This is a genomic window from Pseudarthrobacter siccitolerans (assembly GCF_001046895.1).
Lineage (GTDB): Bacteria > Actinomycetota > Actinomycetes > Actinomycetales > Micrococcaceae > Arthrobacter > Arthrobacter siccitolerans.
This window is the reverse complement of the sequence record NZ_CAQI01000025.1, coordinates 186,721-212,563: the sequence shown is the minus strand read 5'-3', so window position 1 is coordinate 212,563 and position 25,843 is coordinate 186,721. Positions and strand designations below refer to the sequence as shown.

26 protein-coding genes and 1 pseudogene are annotated in these 25,843 nt (G+C 65.5%); 21 read left to right on the top strand and 6 right to left on the bottom strand.

The features are described from left to right. Positions 1-1,095, top strand: a 1,095-nt coding sequence (locus tag ARTSIC4J27_RS22420; RefSeq protein ID WP_152683741.1) for an HNH endonuclease signature motif containing protein, incomplete at its 5' end; no start/stop codon positions are given. 100 nt (positions 1,096-1,195) lie between these two features. Here ARTSIC4J27_RS22420 and ARTSIC4J27_RS01555 read toward each other — a convergent pair. Both ARTSIC4J27_RS01555 and ARTSIC4J27_RS01550 read right to left on the bottom strand, forming a co-directional pair. Continuing rightward, on the bottom strand, positions 1,196-2,131 hold the full coding sequence (locus ARTSIC4J27_RS01555; RefSeq protein ID WP_050053446.1) for a Rieske 2Fe-2S domain-containing protein: 936 nt from the start codon (positions 2,129-2,131) through the stop codon (positions 1,196-1,198). Between the two features lie 182 nt (positions 2,132-2,313). Next, a complete protein-coding gene (locus ARTSIC4J27_RS01550; RefSeq protein ID WP_050053445.1) occupies positions 2,314-2,613 on the bottom strand; it encodes a putative quinol monooxygenase in 300 nt (99 codons plus the stop codon). A 292-nt stretch (positions 2,614-2,905) separates the two neighbouring features. Between ARTSIC4J27_RS01550 and glgX the strand changes: the two genes are divergently transcribed. Together glgX and ARTSIC4J27_RS01540 are read left to right on the top strand one after the other, a co-directional pair. After that, complete coding sequence (gene glgX / locus ARTSIC4J27_RS01545) at positions 2,906-5,158, top strand: glycogen debranching protein GlgX (protein ID WP_050053444.1); 2,253 nt, start codon at positions 2,906-2,908, stop codon at positions 5,156-5,158. Between the two features lie 87 nt (positions 5,159-5,245). Further along, positions 5,246-6,235, top strand: a complete 990-nt coding sequence (locus ARTSIC4J27_RS01540) for a hypothetical protein (RefSeq protein WP_200900731.1) — start codon at positions 5,246-5,248, stop codon at positions 6,233-6,235. A 1-nt stretch (position 6,236) separates the two neighbouring features. On the opposite strand, the gene ARTSIC4J27_RS01535 is transcribed toward ARTSIC4J27_RS01540, so the two are convergent. After that, positions 6,237-6,635: a cupin domain-containing protein gene (locus ARTSIC4J27_RS01535; RefSeq protein ID WP_050053443.1), complete on the bottom strand. Its 399-nt coding sequence runs from the start codon at positions 6,633-6,635 to the stop codon at positions 6,237-6,239. A gap of 310 nt (positions 6,636-6,945) precedes the next feature. On the opposite strand from ARTSIC4J27_RS01535, the gene ARTSIC4J27_RS22685 reads away from it, so the two are divergent. The 9 genes and pseudogenes from ARTSIC4J27_RS22685 (at position 6,946) to bcp (ending at position 15,379) form a co-directional block, all read left to right on the top strand. Beyond that, positions 6,946-7,089 carry a hypothetical protein gene (locus ARTSIC4J27_RS22685; protein ID WP_161799522.1) on the top strand — a complete coding sequence of 48 codons (144 nt, stop codon included), beginning with the start codon at positions 6,946-6,948 and terminating at the stop codon, positions 7,087-7,089. Between the two features lie 27 nt (positions 7,090-7,116). Further along, on the top strand, positions 7,117-7,623 hold the full coding sequence (locus ARTSIC4J27_RS01530; protein WP_050053442.1) for a hypothetical protein: 507 nt from the start codon (positions 7,117-7,119) through the stop codon (positions 7,621-7,623). Between the two features lie 245 nt (positions 7,624-7,868). Then, positions 7,869-8,669: a hydroxypyruvate isomerase family protein gene (locus tag ARTSIC4J27_RS01525; RefSeq protein ID WP_050053441.1), complete on the top strand. Its 801-nt coding sequence runs from the start codon at positions 7,869-7,871 to the stop codon at positions 8,667-8,669. Positions 8,670-8,696: 27 nt separating this feature from the next. Beyond that, positions 8,697-9,599, top strand: a pseudogene (locus ARTSIC4J27_RS01520) (2-hydroxy-3-oxopropionate reductase); the annotation flags it as partial. A gap of 120 nt (positions 9,600-9,719) precedes the next feature. Continuing rightward, the gene (gene gcl / locus ARTSIC4J27_RS01515) at positions 9,720-11,510 is read left to right on the top strand and encodes a glyoxylate carboligase (RefSeq protein ID WP_050053439.1); all 1,791 of its coding nucleotides are present in this window, start codon (positions 9,720-9,722) and stop codon (positions 11,508-11,510) included. A gap of 73 nt (positions 11,511-11,583) precedes the next feature. Next, a complete protein-coding gene (locus ARTSIC4J27_RS01510) occupies positions 11,584-12,798 on the top strand; it encodes a glycerate kinase (protein WP_050053438.1) in 1,215 nt (404 codons plus the stop codon). Further along, entirely contained in the window at positions 12,791-14,134 is a 1,344-nt protein-coding gene (gene allB, locus ARTSIC4J27_RS01505) for an allantoinase AllB (RefSeq protein ID WP_050053437.1), read from the top strand. Before ARTSIC4J27_RS01510 ends, allB begins: the two co-directional genes overlap by 8 nt. 9 nt (positions 14,135-14,143) lie before the next feature. Then, positions 14,144-14,818, top strand: coding sequence for a winged helix-turn-helix domain-containing protein (locus tag ARTSIC4J27_RS01500; protein ID WP_050053436.1), 675 nt, complete (start codon positions 14,144-14,146; stop codon positions 14,816-14,818). An 81-nt stretch (positions 14,819-14,899) separates the two neighbouring features. Next, the gene (gene bcp, locus ARTSIC4J27_RS01495; protein ID WP_050053435.1) at positions 14,900-15,379 is read left to right on the top strand and encodes a thioredoxin-dependent thiol peroxidase; all 480 of its coding nucleotides are present in this window, start codon (positions 14,900-14,902) and stop codon (positions 15,377-15,379) included. A gap of 163 nt (positions 15,380-15,542) precedes the next feature. Here the strand turns inward: bcp and ARTSIC4J27_RS01490 are convergent, their stop codons facing one another. After that, on the bottom strand, positions 15,543-16,898 hold the full coding sequence (locus ARTSIC4J27_RS01490) for an MFS transporter (protein ID WP_050053464.1): 1,356 nt from the start codon (positions 16,896-16,898) through the stop codon (positions 15,543-15,545). A 278-nt stretch (positions 16,899-17,176) separates the two neighbouring features. Between ARTSIC4J27_RS01490 and ARTSIC4J27_RS01485 the strand changes: the two genes are divergently transcribed. Both ARTSIC4J27_RS01485 and ARTSIC4J27_RS01480 read left to right on the top strand, forming a co-directional pair. Continuing rightward, a complete protein-coding gene (locus ARTSIC4J27_RS01485) occupies positions 17,177-17,668 on the top strand; it encodes a hypothetical protein (protein WP_050053434.1) in 492 nt (163 codons plus the stop codon). 83 nt (positions 17,669-17,751) lie between these two features. Further along, on the top strand, positions 17,752-18,327 hold the full coding sequence (locus tag ARTSIC4J27_RS01480) for a GNAT family N-acetyltransferase (protein ID WP_050053433.1): 576 nt from the start codon (positions 17,752-17,754) through the stop codon (positions 18,325-18,327). A gap of 194 nt (positions 18,328-18,521) precedes the next feature. Here the strand turns inward: ARTSIC4J27_RS01480 and ARTSIC4J27_RS01475 are convergent, their stop codons facing one another. Further along, a complete protein-coding gene (locus ARTSIC4J27_RS01475) occupies positions 18,522-18,929 on the bottom strand; it encodes a hypothetical protein (protein ID WP_235436472.1) in 408 nt (135 codons plus the stop codon). A gap of 263 nt (positions 18,930-19,192) precedes the next feature. Between ARTSIC4J27_RS01475 and ARTSIC4J27_RS01470 the strand changes: the two genes are divergently transcribed. Genes ARTSIC4J27_RS01470 through ARTSIC4J27_RS01455 form a run of 4 tightly spaced genes read left to right on the top strand, consistent with a single transcriptional unit; the run spans position 19,193 to position 23,009 of the window. Next, positions 19,193-20,305: a PP2C family protein-serine/threonine phosphatase gene (locus tag ARTSIC4J27_RS01470; RefSeq protein WP_050053432.1), complete on the top strand. Its 1,113-nt coding sequence runs from the start codon at positions 19,193-19,195 to the stop codon at positions 20,303-20,305. Next, positions 20,302-22,272 (top strand): glycosyltransferase family 2 protein, encoded by a 1,971-nt coding sequence (locus tag ARTSIC4J27_RS01465; protein WP_050053431.1) that lies wholly within the window; start codon positions 20,302-20,304, stop codon positions 22,270-22,272. The genes ARTSIC4J27_RS01470 and ARTSIC4J27_RS01465 overlap by 4 nt, the downstream gene beginning before the upstream one ends. After that, the gene (locus ARTSIC4J27_RS01460; RefSeq protein ID WP_050053430.1) at positions 22,262-22,594 is read left to right on the top strand and encodes an STAS domain-containing protein; all 333 of its coding nucleotides are present in this window, start codon (positions 22,262-22,264) and stop codon (positions 22,592-22,594) included. Before ARTSIC4J27_RS01465 ends, ARTSIC4J27_RS01460 begins: the two co-directional genes overlap by 11 nt. Next, the gene (locus ARTSIC4J27_RS01455) at positions 22,587-23,009 is read left to right on the top strand and encodes an ATP-binding protein (RefSeq protein ID WP_050053429.1); all 423 of its coding nucleotides are present in this window, start codon (positions 22,587-22,589) and stop codon (positions 23,007-23,009) included. Before ARTSIC4J27_RS01460 ends, ARTSIC4J27_RS01455 begins: the two co-directional genes overlap by 8 nt. A 78-nt stretch (positions 23,010-23,087) precedes the next feature. On the opposite strand, the gene ARTSIC4J27_RS01450 is transcribed toward ARTSIC4J27_RS01455, so the two are convergent. Further along, positions 23,088-24,332, bottom strand: a complete 1,245-nt coding sequence (locus tag ARTSIC4J27_RS01450) for a sensor histidine kinase (protein ID WP_235436471.1) — start codon at positions 24,330-24,332, stop codon at positions 23,088-23,090. A 258-nt stretch (positions 24,333-24,590) separates the two neighbouring features. Between ARTSIC4J27_RS01450 and uraD the strand changes: the two genes are divergently transcribed. From uraD to ARTSIC4J27_RS01435, 3 genes are all read left to right on the top strand, one after another. Then, positions 24,591-25,088 (top strand): 2-oxo-4-hydroxy-4-carboxy-5-ureidoimidazoline decarboxylase, encoded by a 498-nt coding sequence (gene uraD, locus ARTSIC4J27_RS01445; RefSeq protein ID WP_050053462.1) that lies wholly within the window; start codon positions 24,591-24,593, stop codon positions 25,086-25,088. Further along, entirely contained in the window at positions 25,085-25,423 is a 339-nt protein-coding gene (uraH, locus tag ARTSIC4J27_RS01440; protein WP_050053427.1) for a hydroxyisourate hydrolase, read from the top strand. The genes uraD and uraH overlap by 4 nt, the downstream gene beginning before the upstream one ends. 89 nt (positions 25,424-25,512) lie before the next feature. Beyond that, positions 25,513-25,827, top strand: a complete 315-nt coding sequence (locus ARTSIC4J27_RS01435; protein WP_050053426.1) for a hypothetical protein — start codon at positions 25,513-25,515, stop codon at positions 25,825-25,827. Positions 25,828-25,843: the final 16 nt, after the last annotated feature.

The window sequence follows — 25,843 nt, the reverse complement described above, 5'->3', positions numbered from 1 at the left end:
GGAACCAGCACCAACGGAACCAGCACAGGTCAAGGCAACCCGGGTGAAGGCAACCCAGGACAAGGCGACACGGGTGAAGGCAGCGCGGTGACCACCGAAGGCGGCGACCAGGACATGATCGGGCTGGCTTCGCTGGCCGCGGCTGACGTCAATGACTCGATTACCGCCGCTACCGCCGACCGCGAGGCCTCCGGCACCCCAGAGCACCCAGCTACCGCCGGCAACGGGTACGCGGACCTCGGCAACGTCCCGGTACCCAAGGCGGACGTCCTGGTCACCGTGCCGGTACTCGCCCTATTCGACATCACGGATGAACCGGCAACCCTGGACGGCTACGGTCCGATCCCCGCCTCCATGGCCCGCGAACTCGTCGCCAACGGTGCCAGCTCGTTCTACCGGGTCCTGGTCGACCCCCGGGACGGGGCACCGCTGGAAATCGGCCGTACCAGCTACAGGCTCACCAAACCCATGAAAAAAGCACTGCAGCTCAGGGACGGAAAATGCACCTTCCCCGGCTGCAACAACCCCTCCCTGGACAACGAGGCGGACCACCTTCAAGCATGGAAGGATGGCGGCAACACGGGGATCAGCAACCTGGCCCAACTCTGCCCAAAGCACCACCACCTCAAACACAACACCGGCTGGACACCCACACCAGCCACCGCAACCGAACCGCCCGGCTGGACCTCACCCACCGGCCGCCACTACAAAGCCGAACAACCCGACCACGAACCACCCCACTGGCCACCAGGACTCCTGACCCCTGCAACCGACACAGCCGGGCCCCCGAACCGTGCAACGGAAAAGCCCGGTCGCCCTGCCGGTCCACGGGGACTCCTGACCCGTGCAACCGACACGACCGGGTTCCTGACGCCTGCGCAAGATCCACCCGCAACACAATCAACTGGATCCATGGACTTCCCGGACTTTAACCCGCCCTTTGCCGAGCCAGTCGATGACAACCTCGAGGATCCCTACGACTTCTCGCCCGACGATCCCATCTGGGACGACTTCTACGCCCACGCGCCAGAACTGCCCAAAGACCCGCTCAATGAGTGGCAGCGGAAGCGGGAGTGGGACATGGTCAACTCCTGAAGCCGCGTGCCAGCTGAATCGCTCGGCATCCGAAGCCGTCCGAAAACCTCAGCTCCGCCGGAACATTCGGTCAGCACATTCATTCAGTCGGCACATTCATTCAGTCAGCGCCGGGAAGGTTCACTTCCACGAGCCCGCCGGTGACCCGGGTTTCAAACCGCGGCTGCCGGGACGTGGCTGGCCCGGCCTGCACCTCGCCCGTCCGCAGCGAGAACGTGCTGCCGTGCCACGGGCACACGACGCAGGGTTCGCCACTACCGGCAGATCCGCCGGTACCCGCAGATCCGCCAGCCCCAGCTGAGTTGTCCGCCACGCGGCCGCCTTTGAGCTTTCCCTCATGCAGTGGTCCGGAGAGGTGGCTGCAGACGTCGGACAGCACGTTGACAGTTTCCGCTTCCCGGAACACAAGCAGCGGGAGCCCAGCAACTGTCCGCTGGTGGAGCTTCCCGTCCGGCAGGTCTTCCAGCGGCGCGAGTGGCTGCCACCCGCTCGGGAAACGGTGCGGAACATCCTCGGTGTGGTTTACGCCGGCGGCCTGGCGATAGCTGAGGTGGCCGCCCAGGAAGCCGCCAAAGCTGACTACCCCCAAGCCCAGGTAGGCGAGCACTTTGCCCGCACCCTGGCGGCCCTGGACACGCGCCACCAGCGACGCGGTGTAGAGGCTGACAGCAGTAATGTTGGCGGTTGCGTGGACCAGCCCCACCCGCTGCTGCTGGCTGTGCAGCTGCGACCAGTCCATAAAACCGGCCAGCGCGGAGGGCACGGCAGACGCGCTTCCCACGCCGATAAGTACACTGGCCGCCTTGTCATTGCCAGGGAGGGCGTCCAGGACTGCCGCCGAAATCCATGCTCCCAGCGGGACCTGAACAGCCAGCGGATGAACCGGGTGTCCGATGGGCACTCCGTGCAGGATGTCACGCGCCCACTGCGGACGGATAGTGCGCTTGACGATCTTCCGGACCTTCTTAGCCAGCGGATCCAGCCAGTCGGCATCCTCCAGGCGGGTAACAAGCTCAAGTGCAGGCAGCGGTTTCATGTGTCTCCCTTACCCCGTTTGTCAGTGTGCAGTCGGCATGAGCCGGTGTTCCATCGCTGGTGAGCCGGAAGGCTGTCCAGTCGACGCCGGTCAGCCTAGCCGTTGGCAGGCAGGAGGCACAGGGGTGATGCACAAGGGTGATGCACAGGGACAACAGGACTCAACGCACGCAGAAGCCCCCGTCAGCGCAGCGGGGACCCCAGCACCGTGAACTGGTTGCCGCCCATCTCACCGGAGAGCAGGGGCATCGCCTCGGCGATGGCCGCCCGGACGCTGTCCAGCTGCAGCGACGCCCGGTGTGCTTCCGGCGATTCCCACAGTTCACACACGAACACCGTGTCCGGCGCCTCGTCGTTCACGCCTACCTCGTACAGCAGGCATCCGGCCTCCTTCAACCCCGGCATGGGCCGGAGGAGGATGGACACTACGGCGTCCCGCTGGCCGGGTTTGGTTCCAAGGCTTCCGACATTCGCAAAGGTCATGGGGACAGTGTGCAGCAAGGGGCCGACAGAACCAGGGAATGCACACCGCACCATCCCCATCATCAGGGGCTAGCAGAGTCGACTCATCAGGGGCTGGCACAGCAGGCTCACGACGGCGGCATCGGCCTTTGCGCCGCCGTCGCACCCTTGTCCTACCTCCAGCAAGCCGCCGTTGTCCTACCCTCAGTAAGCGCCCTTGTCCTACCCTCAGTAAGCGCCCTTGTCCTACCCTCCGGTAAGAATGGGAACCATTGTGGTTCGATGGTGTTTCTTCTTCGGGATGGAGGCGGACATGGAAGTCTGGACGGGGAGCCCCTATCCGCTGGGTGCCACGTACGACGGAAGCGGCACGAACTTTGCCGTGTTCAGCGAGGCAGCGAGCGCGGTGCACCTGTGCCTGTTCGACGAGGACGGCACCGAACAACGCATCCGGCTGGAAGCCGTGGACGCCTTCGTCTGGCACTGCTACCTGCCCCACGTTTTGCCGGGCCAACTGTATGCGTACCGGATGGAGGGCGCTTACGATCCCGCCGCCGGCCAACGCTTCAATCCCAACAAGCTGCTGCTGGACCCTTATGCCAAAGCCTTCAGCGGCGAGATCACCTGGGGCCAGCCGATGTTCTCCTACAACTTCGGCGATCCGGCATCCTTCAACACTGAGGACTCTGCACCGAACACCATGCGCTCCGTGGTGATCAGCCCCTTTTTCGACTGGCAGCACGACCGCCCGCCGCGGATCCCCTACAGCGACAGCCTGATCTACGAGGCCCACGTGAAGGGCCTGACCATGACCCACCCGGAGGTGCCCGCCCGCGAACGGGGAACCTATGCCGGCATCGCGCACCCCGCGGTGATCGAACACCTGAAAAAGCTGGGCGTCACGGCCATTGAGCTGATGCCGGTGCACCAGTTTGTCCAGGACAGCACCCTGAAAGAGAAAGGGCTGAGCAACTACTGGGGCTACAACACCATCGGATTCTTCGCGCCGCACGAGAGCTACAGCTCCAGCACCAAACCGGGGCAGCAGGTTCAGGAATTCAAGGCGATGGTCCGGTCCCTTCATGCCGCAGGCATCGAAGTGATTCTCGACGTCGTCTATAACCACACAGCGGAAGGGAACCATCTGGGACCCACGCTGTCCTTCAAGGGCATCGACAACCAGGCGTACTACCGGCTGGTGGACCATGACAAGCAGCACTACCTGGACTACACCGGCACCGGCAACACCATCAACGTCCGCCACCCGCATGCCCTGCAACTGCTCATGGATTCGCTCCGGTACTGGGTGCTTGAGATGCATGTGGACGGGTTCCGCTTTGACCTCGCCTCCGCCTTGGCACGGGAGTTTTACGAGGTGGACCGGCTGTCCAGTTTCTTCGACCTTGTCCAGCAGGATCCGGTGGTCTCCCAGGTGAAGCTCATCGCTGAGCCCTGGGATGTGGGGCCGGGCGGATACCAGGTGGGGAACTTTCCGCCGCTGTGGACGGAATGGAACGGGAAATACCGCGATGCCGTCCGCGACTTCTGGCGTGGCGCCCCGGCCACGCTGGGCGAATTTGCGTCCCGCCTTGCTGGTTCGGCCGACCTGTACGAAAGCTCCGGCCGGCGGCCCGTGGCGTCCGTCAACTTCGTCACCGCCCACGACGGCTTCACCCTGCGCGACCTGGTCTCCTACAACGCCAAGCACAACGAGGCCAACGGCGAAAACAACAACGACGGCGAATCCCACAACCGCTCGTGGAACTGCGGCGTGGAGGGTCCTACTTCAGACCGTGGCATCCTTGCATTGCGGGCCCGCCAGCAGCGCAACCTGCTCGCCACACTCCTCCTTTCGCAGGGCGTCCCCATGGTCCTGCACGGCGACGAACTGGGGCGCACCCAGTTGGGAAACAACAACGCTTACTGCCAGGACTCGCCTCTGTCCTGGATTGACTGGGAGGCAGCCGACCAGCCCCTCACCGAATTCCTCGCCGCCGTCAGCGAATTGCGCCGGGAGCATCCCACTTTCCGCCGCAACAGGTTCTTCGAAGGCAGGCCAGTGCGACGCGGCATCGGGCAGCCGCTGCCGGATATCGTGTGGCTCGACAAGGACGCCTCGGCCATGGTGCCGGAGGACTGGGACAACCCCCTGGCCCGCGCCCTTGGGGTGTTCTACAACGGAGCCGCCATCGGGAAAGACCACCGGGGCCGGATCATCAACGACCACAACTTCCTGGTGTACTGCAATTCAGGGGACGAGCCAGTGGTGTTTACCCTGCCCAGCGCCGAGTACTCCCCCAGCTGGGAACAGCTGATCGATACTGCCGGAGAGCACGCGGATACCGGCCTCCTCCATGCCGGGGGAACGGTGGAACTCGCCGCGAAATCCCTGTTGGTGCTTCGGGCCTACACCCGGCCCCCGGAGAAACCCGACCATTCGGTATCGGCTTCCCTCGCGCTGGTCGCACAGCACAAAGCACCCCCGTTACCGGATACAGCATCCTCTGTTTCGGCGGGCAAGACTGTTTCAACCGGCAAGACAGCTTCAGGGCTCGAGATCCATTAATTCTAATCGGTGTAGTATTGCGCTGTCCCCCTGCAGCCATCACCAGCGCTGCCGTCGCGCCCGGCCACCCCGGGCAGAGGAGCCCAAGTGAGCCAGCCCATGCCAGAGCAGCCCCAGTCCGCCGCGTCCGCAGCCCCGTCCGTACGCCTGGCCAACCGGGACGAGCGGCTTATGAGCCCGTGGACCCTGGGGCTAATTGGGGTTCTTGCGGGATTGCTGGGCCTGGCTCCCTGGCTGGTAACCGGAGCGCAGCTGCCGTTGCAAAATCTGTGGGCAAAGGAAGTTCTGCCGGCACAGATGCCGGTTTCGCTGCTCCCCCTGAGCCAGTACGAGCTCACCACACTGGTTGCCCTCATGACCGTAGGCGGCGCCGCTGCCGGCTTTAGTTTGCGGCTGTGCCGGCCGGTTCGACGGCGGGCGGCCACGTGGAGCGCTGCGGCGGGTGTCCTCGCAGTGCAGGGTGCAGCCACCATCCAGGCTTTCAGTGTCGTTCGCGCCGGCCTCGCGCCGGGGCCGGCCTCGGACCTTTACTCCGCGGGCCTGCTGGCCGGGGTGGTTGCCGCCGTCGCAGCCAGCCTGGTGGCACTTTTCCTCCTCGCATCGCGTTCCCCGGGGCGTGTGGCGCTTGGCGTGGGACTTATGGCGGTTCCCTTTGCGTCGTGGTCCGTCGAGTGGTTCGTGAACCTCAGCGAGGTCGGCAGTGTTCCTGCAGTCGTACCAACATTGGCGCACTGGCTGCCGGCGGTCCTGGTGGGCACGGCACTCGCATGGTGCGGCGTCCGGCCCACCACGCGGATCCTGGTATGGATTGTGGACCTGGCCCTTTTGTGGGTGGTTCCGGCACTGTTCATTTCGGTCAATTACGTCTTCGGCACGCGCGTTTACCTGGGCGACTTTGACGAGATGGCCATCATGGCGCGCCAGATCATGGCAGCCACCCTCGGGCCGGCCGGCGGGGCAGGGCCACTCGTTGCTTTAGCGCTGGCCGTAGCCCTGGCTGGAGCGGGCACGCTGGAAGTCCGCCGAAGGTTCAAAGCGGGAACCGCAGGCTACCGGACGCTTTCGGCCGGCGAATAGCTCAGATCAGCGCATGCATCCCAAAGCTGCGGGGCCTGCCGAGGGACGCTGCGCCGAGGAACTCGACGGCAACAAACGGCTCCTCCCCCACCACCCACTCATCATGGCCGGGAGGAAGTGCATAGGTGTCGTTGGCACGGATGGTTGACCTCCCGCCGTCGGCCGTTTCAACTTCAAGCTGCCCGGAGAGGCAGTAGCCCAGATGGTGGTGCTCGCAGAAGGCGGTCAGCTCGGCGGGCTTGGCGGACACCGACCACCGCCAGCCGGGAGCGAGGATCAACCGGGCTACCGAGTAGTCATCAACGGTGACAAGGTCGAATTCCGCCTTGTCCGGGCAACGCTTCCTATCGGGATCATTAAACGACTTGACTGCCAACGCTCTGATGAAATTTGCGCTCATGTGGACCCAGCCTGTTAATTGTGACGAAGACGCCTGGCTGCGCACCAGACGGCGGTGCGGATACCGCTGAAGCGGTGAAGTGATAGCGAGACCTGTTGCAGTGCGCGCCTTTCCCCCGGCGCACACGCGTTTGCCGAACGTGCTGCGTATCTCTAACCGTAGCCCTACCACCCCTGAAGTCAATGGGGGGAAACCCGCCGGTAATAGGTAGTCCCCACCCTAGCGCGGGGCGGAGTGGGGGCGCAGGATTTAACTACCGGATTCCCACGAGAATGAATCCGGCAACCATCAGGCCCCCGGCACTCGGGGCGTGCTGATTGATAAATGGGACCGGCAGGCTGCGGCCGCCGCACTGAACAATTGCGACAATGCTCAGTCGCGCCGACTTCGCGCTGCCAAAAAACGGGAAACCGCACCTTCAAAAATTCGGGAAAACCGCACCTCAAAATGGTGAATCGCATCCTCAATGGGAGCAAAAATAATGTCCATTACTCCAAGCAAGAAAACGGGTTCGATCCGGGCAAAGATCGCCTTGGTTCCGGCCCTTGCATTCGGCCTGATCGGCGGTTCCATGGCACTGGCCGTCCCGGCCCAGGCCGCCTACGACCACCACGATAACCGCCACGGCTGTACCGTTAAACCCTTGAGCCCTGACAACCTGCGCGGCAATAGGGTCAACTTCAAGATCAAAGTGGAATGCGATGGAGAGAAAACCGTCCATATCCGCCAGTTGCGCTACGAAGATGAGCGTGGCCCGCGCCGCAGTGATGATTTCCTCGGCCACTCCCACTTCTACGAGAAGTTCAATTCGCGTGACAAGCACGACGACCGCAGGGTTCTGGACAGCGTGGACCGGGTCCGCAACCTTGACCGCAGGGGCGCAGAAGAGGTCTACCATCTCGTTTCATTCCGCGTGAAGGACCACAAGGGCAACTGGTCCGACTGGAGCAACTGGAAGAAGAGCGACGTTGTTGAGGTCCACCGCTAAGCGCGATGAGCCGCTCGTAAAGCATTCTGCTCAAGAAGAGCCAGGGGCACGCCCCTGGCTCTTCTTACGCCTTGCTCCACTCAGCCCCGTGCCAGGGGGTCCCGCGCAGCCCTCCCCCTTGACGTCCGCCCCAACCCTTCCCTACACTTTTCATAAAGCAGAATCTAAATTCCACAAAGCGGAAACGGTAGCCAACCCGGGAAGCAGGGGAAAATAGATCAAAGCCCTCCTTGGAAGGACCTACGATGACGTACACAGTGAACTGCTCCATCCTCCTCACGGAGCTGCCCCTGCTCGAGCGCCCCGCCGCAGCCAAGGCAGCAGGCTTTGATGCTGTCGAATTCTGGTGGCCCTTCGAAAGCTCAGTTCCCACCGACCCGCAGGTGACCGAATTCGAAAACGCCATCAAGGACGCCGGCGTTCAGCTCACCGGCCTGAACTTCAACGCCGGCAACATGCCCGGCGGCGACCGCGGCCTGGTCTCCTGGACGGGGCGCGAGTCCGAATTCAAGGACAACATCGACGTTGTCGCCGGCATCGGGCAACGCCTCGGCTGCAAGGCCTTCAACGCCCTCTACGGCAACCGCCAGGACGGCTCCGCCCCCGAAGAGCAGGACGAACTCGCGGTCAAGAACCTCGCCGCGGCAGCAGAAGGCGTCGCCCGGATCGGCGGCACAGTCCTCCTCGAACCTGTCAGCGGCGCACCCAAGTACCCGCTCCTCACGGCCGATGACGCACTCAAGGTCATCGCCCGCGTGAAGGCCGAGGCCGGCGTCGGGAACGTCAAGCTTCTCGCGGACTTCTACCACCTGTCCGTCAACGGTGACGACGTCGCATCCGTCATCGAAAACCACGCCAAGGACTTCGGCCACATCCAGATCGCCGACAACCCCGGCCGCGGCGCGCCCGGCACCGGCACGCTCCCGCTCGGCGAGTGGATTGCCCGCAGCCGCGAACTCGGCTACGAGGGCTACATCGGCCTCGAGTACAAGGAACCCCAGGAAACGGCCTTCAGCTGGGCCATCCGCCAGCGCGTCGCCCAGTAGCCGGGTTTCGACCCACCAGCACCACCACAGACTTCAGAAAAGAGAACCAGCATGAGCAACGTTGCAGTTATCGGACTCGGAATCATGGGCCTGCCCATGGCCATCAACCTGGTCAAAGCCGGACACACCGTCACCGGTTTCAACCGCAGCCAGGACAAGATCGACAAGCTCGTCTCCGAAGGCGGCAAGGGCGCCACCAGCATCGCTGACGCCGTCAAGGATGCCGACGTCGTCATCACCATGGTGCCGGACTCCCCCGATGTCGAGGGTGTTGTCGGCGGCCAGGACGGCGTCTTCGCCAATGCCAAGCAGGGCACCCTGTGGATTGACGCATCCAGCATCCGCCCCGACGTCGCCAAGCGCCTCTCCGACGAAGCCCGCGAAGCCGGCGTCCGCCCGCTCGACGCACCGGTCTCCGGCGGCGAACAGGGCGCCATCGACGCCGTCCTCTCCATCATGGTGGGCGGCGACAAGGAAGACTTCGACGCAGCATCGGATGTCCTGAACGCCGTCGGCAAAACCATCGTCCATGTGGGCCCTTCCGGTTCCGGCCAGACCGTCAAGGCAGCCAACCAGCTCATCGTCGCCGTCAACATCGAGGTCCTCGGCGAAGCCATCGCCTTCCTCGAGGCCTACGGCGTGGACACCGACGCCGCCCTCAAGGTCCTCGGCGGCGGACTCGCCGGCTCCAAGGTCCTGGACCAGAAGGGCCAGAAGATGCTCGACCGCAACTTCGACCCCGGATTCCGCCTGGCCCTGCACCACAAGGACCTGGGCATCGTCACCTCCGCCGCCCGCGAAGCCAACGTCGCCGTCCCCCTCGGCGCCGTCGTCGCACAGCTCGTCGCCGCAACCGTCAACCAGGGCGACGGCGCACTGGACCACTCAGGACTCTTCAAGCAGGTCCTCCAGCTCAGCGGCCGCAAGTAGCCCACCCCGCCCCACGAAGTTTTTGTCCACATATGCGGACTTGAAAGCCCTGTAAGTCTGCATATCTGGACAAAAACTCCCTTCAGCACACCCAAAAACAGACTTAAGTAGGAGCACACCATGAGCAAGATGCGTACCGTTGATGCAGCGGTTGCCATCCTGGAGAAGGAACGCGCCATCGAGGCGTTCGGCCTGCCAGGCGCCGCGATCAACCCCTTCTATTCCGCAATGCGCGCCCACGGCGGCATCCGCCACACCCTGGCCCGCCACGTTGAAGGCGCCAGCCACATGGCCGACGGCTTCAGCCGCGCCAAGGACGGCAACATCGGCATCTGCATCGGCACCTCCGGCCCAGCCGGCACCGACATGATCACCGGGCTCTACGCCGCCTGGGCCGACTCCATCCCCATGCTCTGCATCACCGGCCAGGCCCCCGTGGCCAAGCTGCACAAGGAAGATTTCCAGGCCGTGGACATCGAGTCCATCGCCAAGCCCGTGACCAAGATGGCCATGACCATCCTGGAGCCGGGCCAGGTTCCGGGTGCCTTCCAGAAGGCGTTCCAGCTGATGCGCTCCGGCCGCCCCGGGCCGGTGCTCCTGGACCTGCCCATCGACGTGCAGCTGGCCGAGATCGAATTCGACATCGACACCTACGAGCCCCTGCCCGTGGAGAAGCCCAAGGCCTCCCGCAAGCAGCTGGAAAAGGCCCTGGACATGCTGACCGCGGCCCAGCACCCGCTGATCGTGGCCGGTGGCGGCATCATCAACGCCGGCGCCTCCGCGCAGCTCGTTGAGCTGGCCGAGACCCTGAACATCCCGGTCATCCCCACCCTCATGGGCTGGGGCACCATCCCGGACGACCACCAGCTGATGGCCGGCATGGTGGGCCTGCAGACCTCGCACCGCTACGGCAACGAGAACTACCTGCAGAGCGACTTCGTGATCGGCATCGGCAACCGCTGGGCCAACCGCCACACCGGCGGCCTGGACACCTACACGGCCGGCCGCAAGTTTGTGCACATCGACATCGAGCCCACCCAGATCGGCCGCGTTTTCTCCCCGGACCTGGGCATCGCGTCCGACGCCGGTGCGGCGCTGGCAGGGCTGGTTGAGCTCGCCACGGAGCGGAAAGCGGCGGGGTCCCTGCCGGACTACAGCGCCTGGGTTGCCGAATGCCAGGACCGCAAGGCCTCCCTGCACCGCAAGACGCACTTCGAGAACATCCCCATCAAGCCGCAGCGCGTGTACGAGGAGATGAACAAGTCCTTCGGCCGCGACACCACCTACGTGTCCACCATCGGCCTGTCCCAGATCGCCGGCGCCCAGATGCTGCACGTGTTCGGCCCGCGCAAGTGGATCAACGCCGGCCAGGCAGGCCCCTTGGGCTGGACCGCCCCGGCAGCCCTCGGCGTCGTTCGCGCAAACCCGGAGCAGACCGTGGTGGCCCTCTCCGGTGACTACGACTTCCAGTTCATGATCGAGGAACTGGCCGTGGGCGCGCAGTTCAACCTCCCGTACATCCACGTGGTGGTGAACAACTCCTACCTGGGCCTGATCCGCCAGTCCCAGCGCGGCTTCAACATGGAGCAGAACGTGTCCCTGGCGTTCGAAAACGTCAACAGCGCGGACTTGTCCGAAAACGCACGCGGCTACGGCGTGGACCACCTGAAGGTGGCCGAAGGCCTGGGCTGCAAGGCAGTCCGCGTGGAGGATCCCAACGACCTCGCCGCAGCCTTCGACAAGGCCAAGGCGCTGATGGGCGAATTCCAGGTTCCCGTGGTGGTGGAAGTGATCCTGGAAAAGATCACCAACATCTCCATGGGCGTGGAAATCAACGCCGTGAACGAGTTCGAGGAACTGGCGGAATCGGCTGCCGACGCCCCCACCGCCATCCTGGCGCTGCAGGCCTAAACCTGCACTTCCAGAACTTGCAGGCCTGAACCTGCACACCTAAAACCGGCACACTGAAACAGGAAAGACAACCATGCGGATCGTCATTGCCCCGGACAAATTCAAGGGATCCCTCGCCGCCCCCGAAGTATGCAGCCACCTGGAAAAGGGCCTGCAGCGCGGGGCGGGCGGGAACCTTGAAGTCCTCCGGATCCCCGTGGCCGACGGCGGAGAGGGCACCCTCGACGCCGCCGTCGGCTCCGGTTTCACCCGCCGCAGCGCGGTGGTGGCCGGACCAACCGGCGAACCGGTCACGGCCGACTTCGCCGTCCGGGGCAACGAGGCTGTCATCGAAATGGCGGCTGCCTCGGGCCTGGCGCTGCTCCCCGCCGGAGCACTGGTTGGGGGACGGCCAGGCCCCGCCGCGGCCCGCACTGCCAGCAGCCTGGGCACGGGTCAGTTGATCCGCGCCGCCCTGGACAGCGGCTGCAACCGCATCATCCTGGGTGTGGGCGGAAGTGCCAATACGGACGGCGGCGCCGGACTCCTGCAGGGACTCGGCGCCCGGTTCCTCGACCCGGAGGGCAACGAACTTCCTGCAGGTGGTGCCGCACTTGCCCGCCTGGACCGGATCGACTTCAGCGGGTTCGAGCCCCGGCTGAAGGACACACGCTTTGTGCTGGCGTCCGACGTCGACAATCCCCTGCTGGGCGCCCAGGGTGCCGCGGCGATTTTCGGCCCGCAGAAGGGCGCAGCACAACAGGACGTCGAGCTTCTCGACGCCGCCCTGGCCAGGTTTGTCGAAGTCCTGGCCAGGGAAATCGGTTCTGAAGGCCCCAACAACCGGGCCCGCAAGGCGGCGGAAGCGCCCGGCGCTGGAGCGGCAGGAGGCATTGGCTACGCCGCCATCGCCGTCCTGGCCGCCACGCGCCGGCCGGGCATCGACGTCGTCCTCGAATTCACTGACTTGGAGCAAAGGCTGGCCGGCGCCGATCTGGTGATCACCGGTGAAGGCAGCCTGGACGAGCAGAGCCTGCTGGGCAAAACGCCAATCGGTGTTGCCCGGGCAGCCGCCGCCCAGGGTGTCCCGGTGATCGCGGTATGCGGCCGGACCACCCTTGATCCCGGCCAAGCAGCCAAAGCCGGATTCGAGGACGTTTACGCTTTGACCGAGCTGGAAAGCAATGTAAACAGGTGCATAACAGAGGCCGCACAGCTTCTGGAGCAGCTGGGCACACAGATCAGCGGACGGCTGGCAGCGAACACGCTGGCCCGCACCGCCACCACCAAGGAGGACCTCCATGTCTGAAGAACGTTATGACCTGGTCATCCGCGGCCAGCGCATTCTCACCACCGCCGGCCTGGCACCACGGGAAGTGGGTGTCCGCGGCGGAAAGATCGTCGCGCTCGAGCCGCTGGGCAACGGCCTGACCGGCGCCGAAGTCATCGAACTGGCCGACGACGAAACGCTCATCCCCGGCCTGGTGGACACCCACGTCCATGTCAATGAGCCCGGCCGCACCGAGTGGGAGGGTTTCGCCTCCGCCACCCGGGCCGCAGCCGCCGGCGGCGTCACCACCATCATCGACATGCCGCTCAACTCCGTCCCGCCGACCACCACGGTGGAAAACCTCAAGCTCAAGCGCGAGGTGGCCGAGGACCAGGCGTTCATCGACGTCGGATTCTGGGGCGGCGCGATCCCCGGCAACAAGGCCGACCTGCGCGCCTTGCATGACGAAGGTGTGTTCGGCTTCAAGTGCTTCCTCCTGCACTCCGGCGTGGACGAATTTCCGCACCTGGACGCGGACGAGATGGAGGAGGACATGGCCGAGCTGAAGTCCTTCGATTCACTGATGATCGTCCACGCCGAGGACTCGCACGCCATTGACCGCGCACCCCATCCCGGCGGCGACCACTACTCCACCTTCCTCGCTTCCCGCCCCCGCGGTGCCGAGAACAAGGCCATCGCCGAGGTCATCGAACGGGCCCGCTGGACCGGCGCTCGTGCGCACATCCTGCACCTGTCGTCGTCGGACGCGCTGCCTATGATCGCCTCGGCAAAGCGCGACGGCGTGAAACTCACCGTGGAGACGTGCCCGCACTACCTCACGCTGATGGCCGAGGAAATCCCGGATGGCGCCACCGCCTACAAGTGCTGCCCGCCCATTCGGGAGGCCTCCAACCGGGAGCTGCTGTGGCAGGGCCTGCTGGACGGGACCATCGACTGCATCGTCTCGGACCACTCCCCCTCCACCCTGGACCTGAAGGACCTGGAGAACGGCGACTTTGCCGTGGCCTGGGGCGGCGTTTCGTCGCTGCAGCTGGGCCTGTCCCTGATCTGGACCGAGGCCCGGCACCGCGGCATCCCGCTGGAACAGGTGGTGTCCTGGATGGGCGAGAAGCCCGCATCTCTCGCCCGCCTGTCCAACAAGGGCCAGCTGGCACTGGGCTACGACGCTGACTTCGCCGTCTTCGCCCCTGACGAGGCGTTTGTGGTGGACGTGTCCAAGCTCAAGCACAAGAACCCCATCACCCCCTACGACGGCAAGGCCCTCTCCGGCGTGGTCCGCAAGACCTTCCTGCGCGGCGCCGTGGTGGACGGCCAGACCCCCACGGGCAAGCTGATCCGCCGCGGCGGAGTCTAGGGACGCGCCATGGCAGTGGAAGCCCACTATCCGAGGACGGGGGCACGTCCGGGATTTGGTCCACAGAAGGCGGCTGCCCGCGGCCTCGCCGTGTGGGTGGTTCCCGCGGAAGGCACCAGTCCCGAACTGCTGGCCCGCGCCGCCGAACTGGTCCTGGCCCGGGCCCTGAAAACTGCTCCGGAGGCGGAAGTCCACTGGCCTGCCGCCGGAGCCCCCACGTCCGGGGTCTCCGCCACGGCGGAAGGAGCCGCAGACCACTCCTCTCGCACTCCTTCCGTGGCGGAGAACCCCGGCGGCGCCTCGCCCGGCGCGCAAACGGACGCCGACGGCGACACGCGCCTGCCGCCGTCGGCCGGCCCTGTAAGCCGGATGGCCGTGGACCTGGCGGCCGACCAGGTCCTGCTGGACGGCACGCCTGTGGCGCTCACCGGCGTCGAGTTCAAAGTGCTCCGGTACCTGGTGACCCACCTGTCCCGAACAGTGGGCAGGGAGGAACTCCAGGAGTTCCTCGATTCGTTCGAAACCCCCGGCGCCTCGGCCCGGTCCATCGATGTTTACGTGGGCCGGATCCGCCGAAAACTCGGCAATGCGCGGCACGCTGTGGCCACGGTACGCGGCGGCGGCTACCGGTTTATGCCGGGCGCTTGTGCAACTGTGAGGGGTCCGGCGGAATACTGCATATGACGCCGGAGTTGTATGACTAGGCGGGAACCCGCTTCACTTGATGTTTTGCCATTACCTGACAAAGACTTCCAAAGGAATGCCATGAGCCAGACCCTGACCACCAAGCTTCAGCCCGGAACCCAGGCCCCTGATTTCACCCTTCAGGACGCCCAGGGCCGCGAGACTGCCTTGGCCGACTACCGTGGCAAGAACGTCATCGTGTACTTCTACCCCAAGGCTGCCACCCCCGGCTGCACCACCGAGGCCTGCGATTTCCGCGATAGCCTCGCCTCCCTGCAGGGCAAGGGCTACGAGGTCATCGGCATCTCCCCCGACGCCCCCGAGGCACTGGCGGGCTTCACCGGCGACTTCTCCCTCACCTTCCCGCTGCTCTCCGACGAGGACCACACAGTTGCCCTGGCCTACGGCGCCTGGGGCGAGAAGCTGGTGGACGGCGAGATCGTTGAAGGCATCGTCCGCTCCACAGTTGTGGTGGACCCCGAAGGCAACGTCAAGCTCGCCCAGTACCAGGTGCAGGCCCAGGGCCACGTGGCAGCACTGAAAGACGCCCTGGGCCTCTAACCCTCCCCACACGCTCTCTCACTTAACGCGCGTTTTCACCAAGCGCTCTATCACTTAACGCGCCCTTTCGACGGACGCTCTCGCACTTATGGATCAGTCCGTACGGCGGGAGCGTCCGGCATTTAACGCACCATCCGTTAGAACCGACCCGTCGAGCGGCACGTCATCCTGCTGCTGCGGTGTCCGCCTTCGCCTCTGCGGCCGCCTCCAGATATTCCGCCGAGACCCGCCGGTACACCGGGGTAAGGAACGCCAGTAGCGCAGCGGCCACCATGATGAGCCCTGCGATCAGGAACACCAGGGCGATGCCGCGGGAGGTGCCCTCGCCCAGCAGCGGGGCCAACTGGGCCGCGCCGTCGGCCGACCGTGCGTAGGGGATGATCCAGAACTGGGCGATCGGCGCAATCAGGAACGACGTGATGGGCGCCGCCGCAGACTCAAACGCCATGGCGAAGCCGAACACCCGGCCCTGCCGTGGCAGCGGAACCACCTGCTGGATGACCGTCTGTTCGGCGGCCTCCACAACGGGCACCAGCGTCAGGTACAGCCAGATCCCGACGACGTACAGCCAGGCCCACTCCCGCAGGGTGAACACCGCACCGAGGACCCCCATGGCCACCACCGCAATGAGAAGGGTGCGCAGCGGGTTGGCCCCGAGGCCGAACTTGCTGATCAGCGCCCCGCCGATCAGGAACCCGCTGGAGCCTACCGCCAGGAAAATGCCCCACAGTTCCACAGGGAACATCTCCAGGCCGTAGGGGTCCATCAGCGCCATGTAGACGCCGCCAATGAAGTTGTTGAACGTGGAGAACAGGATCAGGGCGAACAGCCCGGAAATGGCCAGCACAGCGGCGTAGGAGCCGCGAAGGTCGAATCCGCCGTGCGCATCGGTGGCCGCCACACGCGTTTCCTCGGGCATGCGGAGAGTGAGCAGGTGCGCAAAGGCGAGCGCGGTGAGCACAAGGGCCACCACGATGGTCCAGCCCATGCCCAGCAGCCCCACCGACAGCCCGGAGAGTACGGAGGTGATGAGGAACATCAGCCCCTGCACCATCCCCACCAGCCCGTTGGCATTGGCCCGCCGGTCCGGCTCAATAAGGATAGTGACGGTAGTGGACAGGGCGATATTGCGCAGGTTTTCCACCACCGCGCCGATCAGGATAACCAAGGTGAAGATCCAGAACCACGGCTGCGCCAGGTCCAGCAGCGACGACGCGGGCGTCAGGAGGAACATCACTCCGGACAGCAAAAACATCACCAGGGTGAAGCCGGCTGCAAACCGCATCACGGCCAGCTTGCGGTAGCGGTCCACGAAGGTGCCGAAGCTGATGCTGGACAGGGCGATCAGCAGCATGTATGCACCGCCCACCACGCCGGTGGCGATCACGTTGCGGGTCTCCAGGTACACCCAGAACGTCAGGGCAAACCACAGGTAGCTGGTGGTGATGTTGGCCAGGGCAGTGTTCACCAGGATCCCGGCGAAGGTCCGGGACCGTTCCGCAGGGGTGCGCAGGGACATGTCGACGGCGGGATCAGCCGGGCGCGCCGGTTCGCCGTCCGTCGTCGAAATTATGGCGTCCTCGTCGGCTCGGGTCCCGCCGTCGCTAGCGGCAGCAGCCCTGCCCCGGACCGGTTCCTGCTCGGTCATGCGTCCCAGTGTAGTGACGGCGGGCAGAAGCCGACAGGGTGGAAAACACTGGGCCCGGGTATCCGGATTCCTGCCAGCACGGCTGCGGGCACTGAAACTATGCTCATAAGGGAGGGCTTTCAGCTCGTGGAACTGCGAAAGGAAGAGCCATGGCGGACGATTCTGCAGAAGACGCAATCGCGAAAGCGGGCGCAGAGCATGACGCGACGTACAGCGCGAACCGGCAGCGCTTCGAGGCCCAGTCCTGGTACGAGATCGACCGCCGCCTGACGCTCCTGCTGGCCCCGCTCTTCCGGACGGGCGAGGACGCCACCATCGAGCTCACCGTGGTGGTTGACGGTACTGTCATCTCCGGCTCGGTGGTCTCTGAGCAGGCCTGGACGGAGCGCCAGAATGACCAGATCCGCGTTGGCAGCCCGGCAGTTGCCCATGCCCTCGCCGCCGTCGAGTCGCAAAGGGAGGAAGAGGAGCCGGTGCCAGCGGAAAGCACCGAGGCATACGGCGGGCAAAGACAGGGCCGGTACGTTCATTTCCTTGCCCCGGCGCTGCTGTCCGGCGGAGTCCACGTACGCCTGCCGGCCACCCGTGTGGACCTCCGCAAAGTGGCCGCGTGGAGCATCGGCCGGATCAGCCTGGACTGAAGGAACCGCTGAGGGAACAAGCGGTGGGGACAACCTGTGGGAGAACACCTGCCGGGTTCCACGGCGTGTGGCAGGATGGCCGCATGGTGATCGAGGTCCGTCCGGCTACCAGCTTCGAGGACGTCCGGGCGTTGGTGGGGCCCAAGCGCCCCGATGCCAACGTCTGCTGGTGCCTGAGCTACCGCATCCCCTCAAAACAGAACCAGTCGCTGCACGGTACGGAGCGCGGGGACCTCGTGAGGCAACTGGTGGCGCAGGATCCGCCGCCGGGGGTTTTGGCGTACGACGGCGGCGAGCCCGTGGGGTGGGCAGGGGTCCACCCCCGTGCGGACACCAGTTTCGCCGGCAACCGGAAGATCCCGCACGTGGACGATCTGGACGTCTGGTCCGTGTGGTGTATCCGGGTGCGGCCAGGGCATCGGGGCAAGGGCATCTCACACGAACTCCTGAAGGGCGCCGTGGACCTGGCCCGGAACTATGGGGCGCCTGCCATCGAGGGCTATCCCGTGGACAACCATGGGCAAAAGGTCGATCTCACCATGGCCTACGTCGGCACCAGGAAGCTCTTCGAGGACGCCGGCTTCACCAAATCCGCGGACACGGATTCAGTACTGAATGGCTTCCCGCGGGTACTGATGCGGCTGGATTTGCAGCGCTAGCCGGCTTTCCGGAATCAGGATTCAGGGCTTCTTCCACCAACTGCCCGGCCAGCCTTCGTCGATGGCCCACAAGGCCAGGAGCAGGGAATCCACTGTCATAAGCCCCGCGATGAGGTACGCCCACCCCGTATACCAAGCCATTGCAATCTCCTGACTGTATCCCCCAGCCACTCGATTGCTCCTAAGTGTGGCACCTAAACCGCCGCGGCGGAACGCCCCAAATCCACACTCTTGAAAAGTGCCGCCAACCTGGTCTGCGCTTCGGTCTCCAGTTTCAGGCGGCGCGTCAGCTTCTCCACCTGCGCGGACATCTCCTCACCCACGGGGAGGCGGTCACCGGGCCAGCTGGAGGACTCCCGCGACTCGGCCAGCGCCTGGGCCAGGGCATTGGCTGCGGCACGCACCTTGCGTGAGTGGAAGTAGACCCGCAGCAGCGCCCTGCCCTTGTCCAGGGCCGCGCGCAGCAGGTCGCGCGGCGGCGCTGGTTTCACGGCCGCATGTTCCGCACAGGCGTGCTCCGCAGAGGCCTGGTGCACACAGGGCGGTCCCGCGCAGACGGCGGCAGCCGCCGTCGTATGGTTTGTGGAGTTGAGCTGTTCCATTGGCTCCGCCTTCCCGCAAGCAAGCCAGCCCCCGGACGGGTCGTCCTTGACCCTCGTCCTCGCGAAGCCGGTCCCTACCCATGAGTGTCCCGGGCCTTCCTCAACGTCCGGGCAAGCAGGTCCCAAGATTTGCGCAAGATCCGGCGGGGCGGCACCAAAGGCACGCAATGCCCTGCCGCAGCCCGGAAATCCGCAGGCGTGAATTCACCACTTGTGAAGCCTGCGACATGCCCTGTTGCAGTTAATACTGTAGAAGTAGACCTATGGTCTCTGCCCCCGAAATCCGCCGTGCCGTTGTCATCGAGGATGACCCGGACATCCGCGGCCTGCTGGTCCGTGTCCTGGCCAAGCAAGGCTTCGACGTGACGGAGGCGGCCGCCGGCCTGCCCGGTGTGGAGGAAGTCCGCCGCCGCCAGCCGGACCTGGTCACCCTGGACCTGAACCTGCCGGACGTTGACGGCCTCGAAGTCTGCAAGCTGCTCCGCGAATTCTCGGACGCCTTCATCGTGATGCTCACGGCCCGCGCCGACGAACTGGACAAGCTGACCGGCCTGGACAACGGCGCGGACGAGTACATCAGCAAGCCGTTCAGCCCGCGCGAGCTGCAGTCCCGCATCAACGCCCTCTTCCGCCGCCGGCCCTCCCCTGCCGCGGACTCGGCCGACCGCAGTGAACTCGAACGGGCCACCGAGGTCCAGCAAAGCCTCCTGCCCAAGGAGGACATCCGTGTGGAGGGCTATGACGTTGCCGGCGTCTTCCGCCCCTCCCGCAGCGTCGGCGGGGACTTTTACGACTGGTACCAGACGCCGGAAGGGCTCCACCTCACCTTCGCCGACGCCATGGGCAAAGGCATGGGCGCAGCGCTCATCGCCGCAACGGTCCGCGCCGTGATGCGCTCCACCGGGCGGCGGCAAGACCTGGACGGCGCCTTCGCCTCCGCCAGCAAGGCGATCGCCACCGACCTGGACTCCTCCAACTCCTTTGTCACGCTGTTCCACGCGCGCCTGGACGCGGCGTCCGGAACCGTCAACTATGTCGACGCCGGGCATGGGCTTGCGCTGCACGTCCGGTCCGGCGGGGCTGCTGACCGGCTCCCCTCCGCCGGACCGCCGGTGGGTGCCTGGGCAGGCTCGCAGTGGCCGCAGTCCAACCTGGAGCTCGCGCCGGGAGATTCCCTGGTGGTGGTCAGCGACGGCGTGCTGGACGTCTTCGCCTCCGTGGAAGACTTCACCGAAGCCGTCCGCAAGGCCACCCAGGGCCAGGACTCGGCGCACGCCGCCAGCAGCGCCATCCTGGCCCTCGCACCGGCGGAGACTGCGGAAGACGACGTCACGGTGGTTGTGGTGCGCCGCCTCCCCCTGGTGGTGGCTGCATGACCCGCTTCTTGACCAGACTGGTGGTGGTGCTGACCGTTATCACCGGCGTCAACTACATCGCCTGGCGCTGGGCCGCGTCGCTGAACTGGGAAGCCTGGTGGATCGCCCTGCCCCTGGTGATCGCCGAAACCTACAGCCTGATCGACGTGATGCTCTTCGGCATGACGGTGTGGAAACTGAAGATCCGCAAGGGCGCCCCGCCGCCACCGCCTGACGCCACCGTGGACGTCTTCATCACCACCTACAACGAAGACCTGGACATGGTGATGACCACGGCACTGGCCGCCCAGAAGATCCGGCATCCCCACAGCACCTGGATTCTGGACGACGGCGCACGGCCCGAACTGAAGGCCCTCGCGGAAGAACACGGCCTGGGCTACGTCACCCGCAGCGAGGACTGGACCGCCAACCTGCCCCGGCATGCCAAGGCCGGAAACCTGAACAACGCCCTGATGCAGACGCACGGCGAATTCCTCCTGATCCTGGACGCGGACCAGATCCCCGAGCCGGACATCCTCGAAAAGACCCTGGGCTACTTCAACAACCGCCGCGTGGCCCTGGTGCAGACGCCGCAGTACTTCAGCAACGTCCCGGCGGATGATCCCCTGGGCAGCCAGGCACCGCTCTTCTACGGCCCCATCCAGCAGGGCAAGGACGGCTGGAACGCCGCCTTCTTCTGCGGCTCCAACGCCATCCTGCGCCGCGAGGCCCTGATGCAGCTGGGCCTGGTGGGCTATGTAAAAGAAACCGAGAAGAGCATCCGCCGGGCCTTGGCCGCCTCCCGCTCAGCCATCAAACAGGCCCGGAAGTCCGCGGACATGGAAACTCCCCTGGTGGCCCAGGTGCTGGACGAGGTGGAGGCAGCAACCCGCGAAGCGCAGCAGGAGCTCGAAGCCGGCGGTGCCCTCAGCGAGATCACCTACCGGGTGCGACGCCGCGTGGATGCCGCCGTGCAGACCCTGGTGATGGCCGACGTCGAAGCCCTCCAGGCCGACCTCGAAGAGATCGCTGCCATGGAACTGGCCCATGTGGGCGAGTCCGGCGTTCCCGTGGTGGCGGACGACGCCGTCCGGCGCATGTCGGCCCGTGACTGGTCGCCGCTGGGTGCCCTGGAGTCCGTGCAGGCCGTCCTGGACGCCCTGTCCGTAGAACGTAATGACGAGGCCCAGCCGGTGATGCCGCTGGCCACCATCTCCGTCACCGAGGACATGGCCACCGCAATGCGCATGCACGCCATGGGCTGGGAGAGCGTCTACCACCACGAGGTCCTGGCCTACGGGCTGGCGCCGGAGGACCTGAAAACCATGCTCACCCAGCGCCTGCGCTGGGCCCAGGGCACCATTCAGGTGCTGCTGCGCGAGAATCCGTTGGTCCAGAAGGGCCTCAAGCTCGGCCAGCGCCTGATGTACTTTGCCACCATGTGGACCTACCTGAGCGGCTACGCGGCGGTCATCTACTTCGCAGCGCCCATCATCTACCTGCTCCTGGGCATCCTGCCGGTAACGAGCCTGAGCTGGGACTTCTTCATCCGGTTCATCCCGTTCATGGTGGTCAACCAGCTGCTGTTCGCCGTTGCCGGCCGGGGCATCCCCACCTGGCGCGGCCAGCAGTACAGCCTGGCCCTGTTCCCCACCTGGATCAAGGCGTGCTCGACGGCGGCCCGGAACGTCTGGTTCGGCCGTCCCCTCGGTTTTGCCGTCACCCCCAAAGCCCGCCAGAGCGGCGGACCCAGCTGGAGCCTGATCCAACCACAGATCGTGGTATCGGTGCTTCTCGCGGTGGCAGCCGTCGTCGGAATCATCCGCCTGGCCGCCGGCCTGGCCGAACCGCTCGGAACACTGGTGAACGTCGCCTGGGTCATCTTCGACCTGGTGGTGATGAGCATCTTGGTGCGCGCAGTGCTTTACAAGGGTTATGAACCGGCGGCTGAGCCGGTAGCTACAGAGAGGAATCCAGATGGAGTTTAGCTATGAGGTCAAGGACTCGTATGCGGAGGTCAAGGCGGACGGGCGGCTGAACATGGTCTCCGCGCCGAAGCTGCGCGAGTTTGTCACCGACGTGATCGCGGGCGGATCCAATCGGATCGTGGTGAACCTGGAGAACACGGCATTTATGGACTCTTCCGGCCTCGGTGCGCTGATCGGCTGCCTCAAGGCGGCCCGGCAGGCCGGCGGGGACCTCCGGATCGCAGCCGTGCAGCCGCAGGTGAAGATGGTCCTGCAGCTCACCAGCATGGACAAGGTCCTGACGGCCTACGGCACGGCCGAAGAGGCGTTCAGCAATGACTGAGGTCCTGGCGTCCCGCAGCTTCCGGGGGCTCGCGGCAGAGGACGCCATCGAGTCCGTCCACAATGACCTGGACAGCCTCTGGCTCGACGTCCCCTTTGTGCAGGACATGGACCAGATGACGTTTACGACGGCGGTCATCGAGTCGGCGTCCAACATTGTCCAGCATGCCGAGCCCGCGGGCCAGGAACCAGTGGAGCTCGGCGTGGACATCACCGTCCGGCCCACGCTGCTGCAGGCCCGGGTCAGCGCCTTCCACGCCAAGGCTCCGTTCGGCCCCATGGAACCGGCGGCAGCCGACGAGGACGCCGAGTCCGGCCGGGGCCTGGCCCTGATCCAGGCGCTGGTCACCACCGTCACCTTCGAACGGCAGGACGGCACCAACACATGGGTCCTGTCCCGGACGTCGCAGGGCTAGAGCCGTCTGAGTTTTCGGACCGGTACGGGGACGTGAAAACTGCTTACGTCCCCGTGCCGGTCCGAAGCCTCGGGAGGATCAGGGCTCGTCGGGGAAAGACACCGACACCGTAGCCCCGCCGCCCGGAGTATCACCGAGGGAGAGCTCGCCGCCGTGCGCCTGGGCAATCCGGCGGCAGGTGGCCAGGCCCAGCCCTGTCCCGGGCCCGTCGCCGGGCCGGTTCAGCCGCACCAGGGGCTCTACGGCTTTACTCCGCTCCGACGGCAGGATGCCCTTGCCATTATCGGCCACGTGGATGGTGACCCCGCGTGGGCATCTGGTGGCTGTGACTGTCACCTTGAGGTCCCGCTGCAGGTCCTGGTAATTCACCGAATTGGCCAGCAAGTTCTGGACCAGTGTGCGCAGCTGGGCGCGGTCCGCAAACAGCTCCGCGTCCTCGCACAAGATCCCGCTGCTCAGGCCGAGGTCCAGCCCGAGGTCCTGCGCTGCCTCCGCGGTCACGGCCAGCAGGGATACCCGCTCGCGGTTCAGCCGCCCGTCCGCCCGTGCGTAGTCCAGCACATCCTCCAGCGTGCCCAGCATGCGCTGGCCACCGCTGCCGATGTGTTCCAGGTACTCCTTGGCCGGGTGGTCGTTGGGAATCCCCGGATCATCTTCCGCCAATTCCACGTAACCAAGGATGGTGGTGAGGGGTGCGCGGAGGTCATGGCTGACCCGGCCGGCAAATTCGGACAGCATGGCGTTGCTGCGCTCAAGCTCAGCGAGGGCCTCGTTGAGCTGCAGCGTGCGGTGCTGGAGCTCCAGAACTTCCACCACCTGATGCGCCAGCACTTCCACCAGTTCAATCTGCCCGCGGGTGGGAAGTTCCGCGGTATCTGAAAACACGCACAGCGAACCCAGCACCAGGCCCGTGGAAGTCTTCAGCGGCACTGACGCGTAGAAGCGGACTTCTGCGATTTCCCCTGTCACAAAGGGGTTGGCAGCAAAGCGCGGGTCCAGGGAGGCGTCCCGGACCACGGTGGTGCCGGGGTCCAGGAACACGTTTGCGCACATGGAATCCTCGCGGGAGCAGATGCCCGGATCGATGCCGGCGGCGGCGATCTGCAACTGCTGGTTCGAGGTGACGATGTTGACCACGCTGTAAGGCACGCCGCACAACGAGGCGGCCAGCCGCACCAGGTTGTTGAGCGCCCTCCGTGCCCTGGTATCCCTGAGTGCCGGCGCCTCGCCGTCGGCAGGTATCAAGCCGTATTCCCGCAGCCCCAGCTCACGCGCGGAATCCTGATCGGTCAGCGTTTGCATAGCCGTCCCGTCCGTATTCATTTAGTGTCCCCCCAGTAAAAACTGGTCGAGCCTGCGGCTCTCCCGCGATAATACCGGCTTGGCCTGACAGCTGCTGTAGTCTCTTGACACCGCCCGGACGCTCGACTTCAATATTACGTATGCTGAAATAACAGTTCCATGATGCGGAAGCCTGATCGGCCGAACCCAAGTGGTTAGGCTGCCGCCAGGTGCCGGAAGTCCGGCCTCCGCATAGCCGTCACCATGGATGCCAGCATTGTTACCGAGGAAGCAGCCAGCATGAAGCTTGCCGAATTCAACACCGCGGACCGTGCGCGGGCCGCGGAAACCCTCAGGCCCTGCGTCGACGTCCAGCGCTGGGTGGACACCGTAGCCGCCGCCCGGCCCTTCCCGTCGAGGGAAGCCCTCCTGGCTTTTGCCGCGGGAGCGGCTGAGCCGTTCACGCCGGCCGAGGTTGAGTCCGCCATGGCGCACCATCCCCGGATCGGGGAACGTCCGACGGCGGCCACCACCGAAGCGTCCATGTCCCGTTCGGAGCAAGCGGGCGTAGACCCTGCGGACGCCGGCGTTGCGCAGGCTTTGGCGCAGGGCAACAAGGACTACGAGGACAAGTTCGGCCGGGTCTTCCTGATCCGCGCCGCCGGACGCACCGCGCCCGAAATCCTGCAGGCCCTCAACGAACGGCTTGCCAACTCCCCTGCCGAAGAAGACACCATCGTGGCACAGCAGCTGCGTGAAATTGCCGTTCTGCGGCTCGAAGGACTGATCACCGAATGAGCGTCTCCCACGTCACCACCCACATCCTCGATACCGGCGCCGGACGCCCGGCGGCGGGGGTCGCCGTCGTGCTTTACAAAAACGACGGCGGCACCTGGCAGAAGCTGGCCGGCTCCACCACCGACGCGGACGGGCGGGCGAAGGACCTGGGTCCGGAGCAGCTGGAGGCGGGGCACTACAAGCTCAACTTCGCCACCGGCAGCTACTACGCCGGGCTGCAGACCGCAACGTTCTTCCCCGAGGTGGACCTGGTGTTCGAAGTCACCGGCCCCGAGCACTACCACGTTCCGCTCCTGCTCAGCCCGTTCGCCTACTCCACGTACCGCGGCAGCTGACCCCCGCGTTGCGCCATCACTTACGGTTCCCATTCCGGGGTTTTGGCAGCCGTAAGTGATAGGGCAACACAGAAATGTAGGCTTGATGCATGCCTTCTGAACAACCCGCCGCCGAGCGCCGCGAGGTCACCGTCCGCCGCGCACCCAAATACGTGCCGTTCCTGATCCTGGGCGCACTGGTGGGTGCCGCGGCTGCGGCCGCGGTGGCATACGGCCTGCCCGCAACTCCGGAGTTCGACCCCGGCTCGGTGTTCGGGTTCTTCCTGGTCCTGTTCGCGGGCGCCGGCGCCATCCTGGGCGCCGCGCTGGCGCTGGTCCTGGACCGGCGCAGCGTCAAGCGGCAGCAGCGGGCAGTGGTGGAAGCGGTTCCCGACTCCGAACCGGATCCGGACAACGGGCAGTAGCCCGGTCACAAACGGA

Coding starts and splice junctions, on each gene's coding strand:
- ARTSIC4J27_RS01555 (WP_050053446.1), bottom strand. CDS start 2,131: ATGAAACCGCTGCCTGCACTTGAGCTTGTTACCCGCCTGGAGGATGCC.
- ARTSIC4J27_RS01550 (WP_050053445.1), bottom strand. CDS start 2,613: ATGACCTTTGCGAATGTCGGAAGCCTTGGAACCAAACCCGGCCAGCGG.
- glgX (WP_050053444.1), top strand. CDS start 2,906: ATGGAAGTCTGGACGGGGAGCCCCTATCCGCTGGGTGCCACGTACGAC.
- ARTSIC4J27_RS01535 (WP_050053443.1), bottom strand. CDS start 6,635: ATGAGCGCAAATTTCATCAGAGCGTTGGCAGTCAAGTCGTTTAATGAT.
- ARTSIC4J27_RS01530 (WP_050053442.1), top strand. CDS start 7,117: ATGTCCATTACTCCAAGCAAGAAAACGGGTTCGATCCGGGCAAAGATC.
- ARTSIC4J27_RS01525 (WP_050053441.1), top strand. CDS start 7,869: ATGACGTACACAGTGAACTGCTCCATCCTCCTCACGGAGCTGCCCCTG.
- gcl (WP_050053439.1), top strand. CDS start 9,720: ATGAGCAAGATGCGTACCGTTGATGCAGCGGTTGCCATCCTGGAGAAG.
- ARTSIC4J27_RS01510 (WP_050053438.1), top strand. CDS start 11,584: ATGCGGATCGTCATTGCCCCGGACAAATTCAAGGGATCCCTCGCCGCC.
- allB (WP_050053437.1), top strand. CDS start 12,791: ATGTCTGAAGAACGTTATGACCTGGTCATCCGCGGCCAGCGCATTCTC.
- ARTSIC4J27_RS01500 (WP_050053436.1), top strand. CDS start 14,144: ATGGCAGTGGAAGCCCACTATCCGAGGACGGGGGCACGTCCGGGATTT.
- bcp (WP_050053435.1), top strand. CDS start 14,900: ATGAGCCAGACCCTGACCACCAAGCTTCAGCCCGGAACCCAGGCCCCT.
- ARTSIC4J27_RS01490 (WP_050053464.1), bottom strand. CDS start 16,898: ATGTCCCTGCGCACCCCTGCGGAACGGTCCCGGACCTTCGCCGGGATC.
- ARTSIC4J27_RS01485 (WP_050053434.1), top strand. CDS start 17,177: ATGGCGGACGATTCTGCAGAAGACGCAATCGCGAAAGCGGGCGCAGAG.
- ARTSIC4J27_RS01480 (WP_050053433.1), top strand. CDS start 17,752: ATGGTGATCGAGGTCCGTCCGGCTACCAGCTTCGAGGACGTCCGGGCG.
- ARTSIC4J27_RS01475 (WP_235436472.1), bottom strand. CDS start 18,929: ATGGAACAGCTCAACTCCACAAACCATACGACGGCGGCTGCCGCCGTC.
- ARTSIC4J27_RS01470 (WP_050053432.1), top strand. CDS start 19,193: ATGGTCTCTGCCCCCGAAATCCGCCGTGCCGTTGTCATCGAGGATGAC.
- ARTSIC4J27_RS01465 (WP_050053431.1), top strand. CDS start 20,302: ATGACCCGCTTCTTGACCAGACTGGTGGTGGTGCTGACCGTTATCACC.
- ARTSIC4J27_RS01460 (WP_050053430.1), top strand. CDS start 22,262: ATGGAGTTTAGCTATGAGGTCAAGGACTCGTATGCGGAGGTCAAGGCG.
- ARTSIC4J27_RS01455 (WP_050053429.1), top strand. CDS start 22,587: ATGACTGAGGTCCTGGCGTCCCGCAGCTTCCGGGGGCTCGCGGCAGAG.
- ARTSIC4J27_RS01450 (WP_235436471.1), bottom strand. CDS start 24,332: ATGAATACGGACGGGACGGCTATGCAAACGCTGACCGATCAGGATTCC.
- uraD (WP_050053462.1), top strand. CDS start 24,591: ATGAAGCTTGCCGAATTCAACACCGCGGACCGTGCGCGGGCCGCGGAA.
- uraH (WP_050053427.1), top strand. CDS start 25,085: ATGAGCGTCTCCCACGTCACCACCCACATCCTCGATACCGGCGCCGGA.
- ARTSIC4J27_RS01435 (WP_050053426.1), top strand. CDS start 25,513: ATGCCTTCTGAACAACCCGCCGCCGAGCGCCGCGAGGTCACCGTCCGC.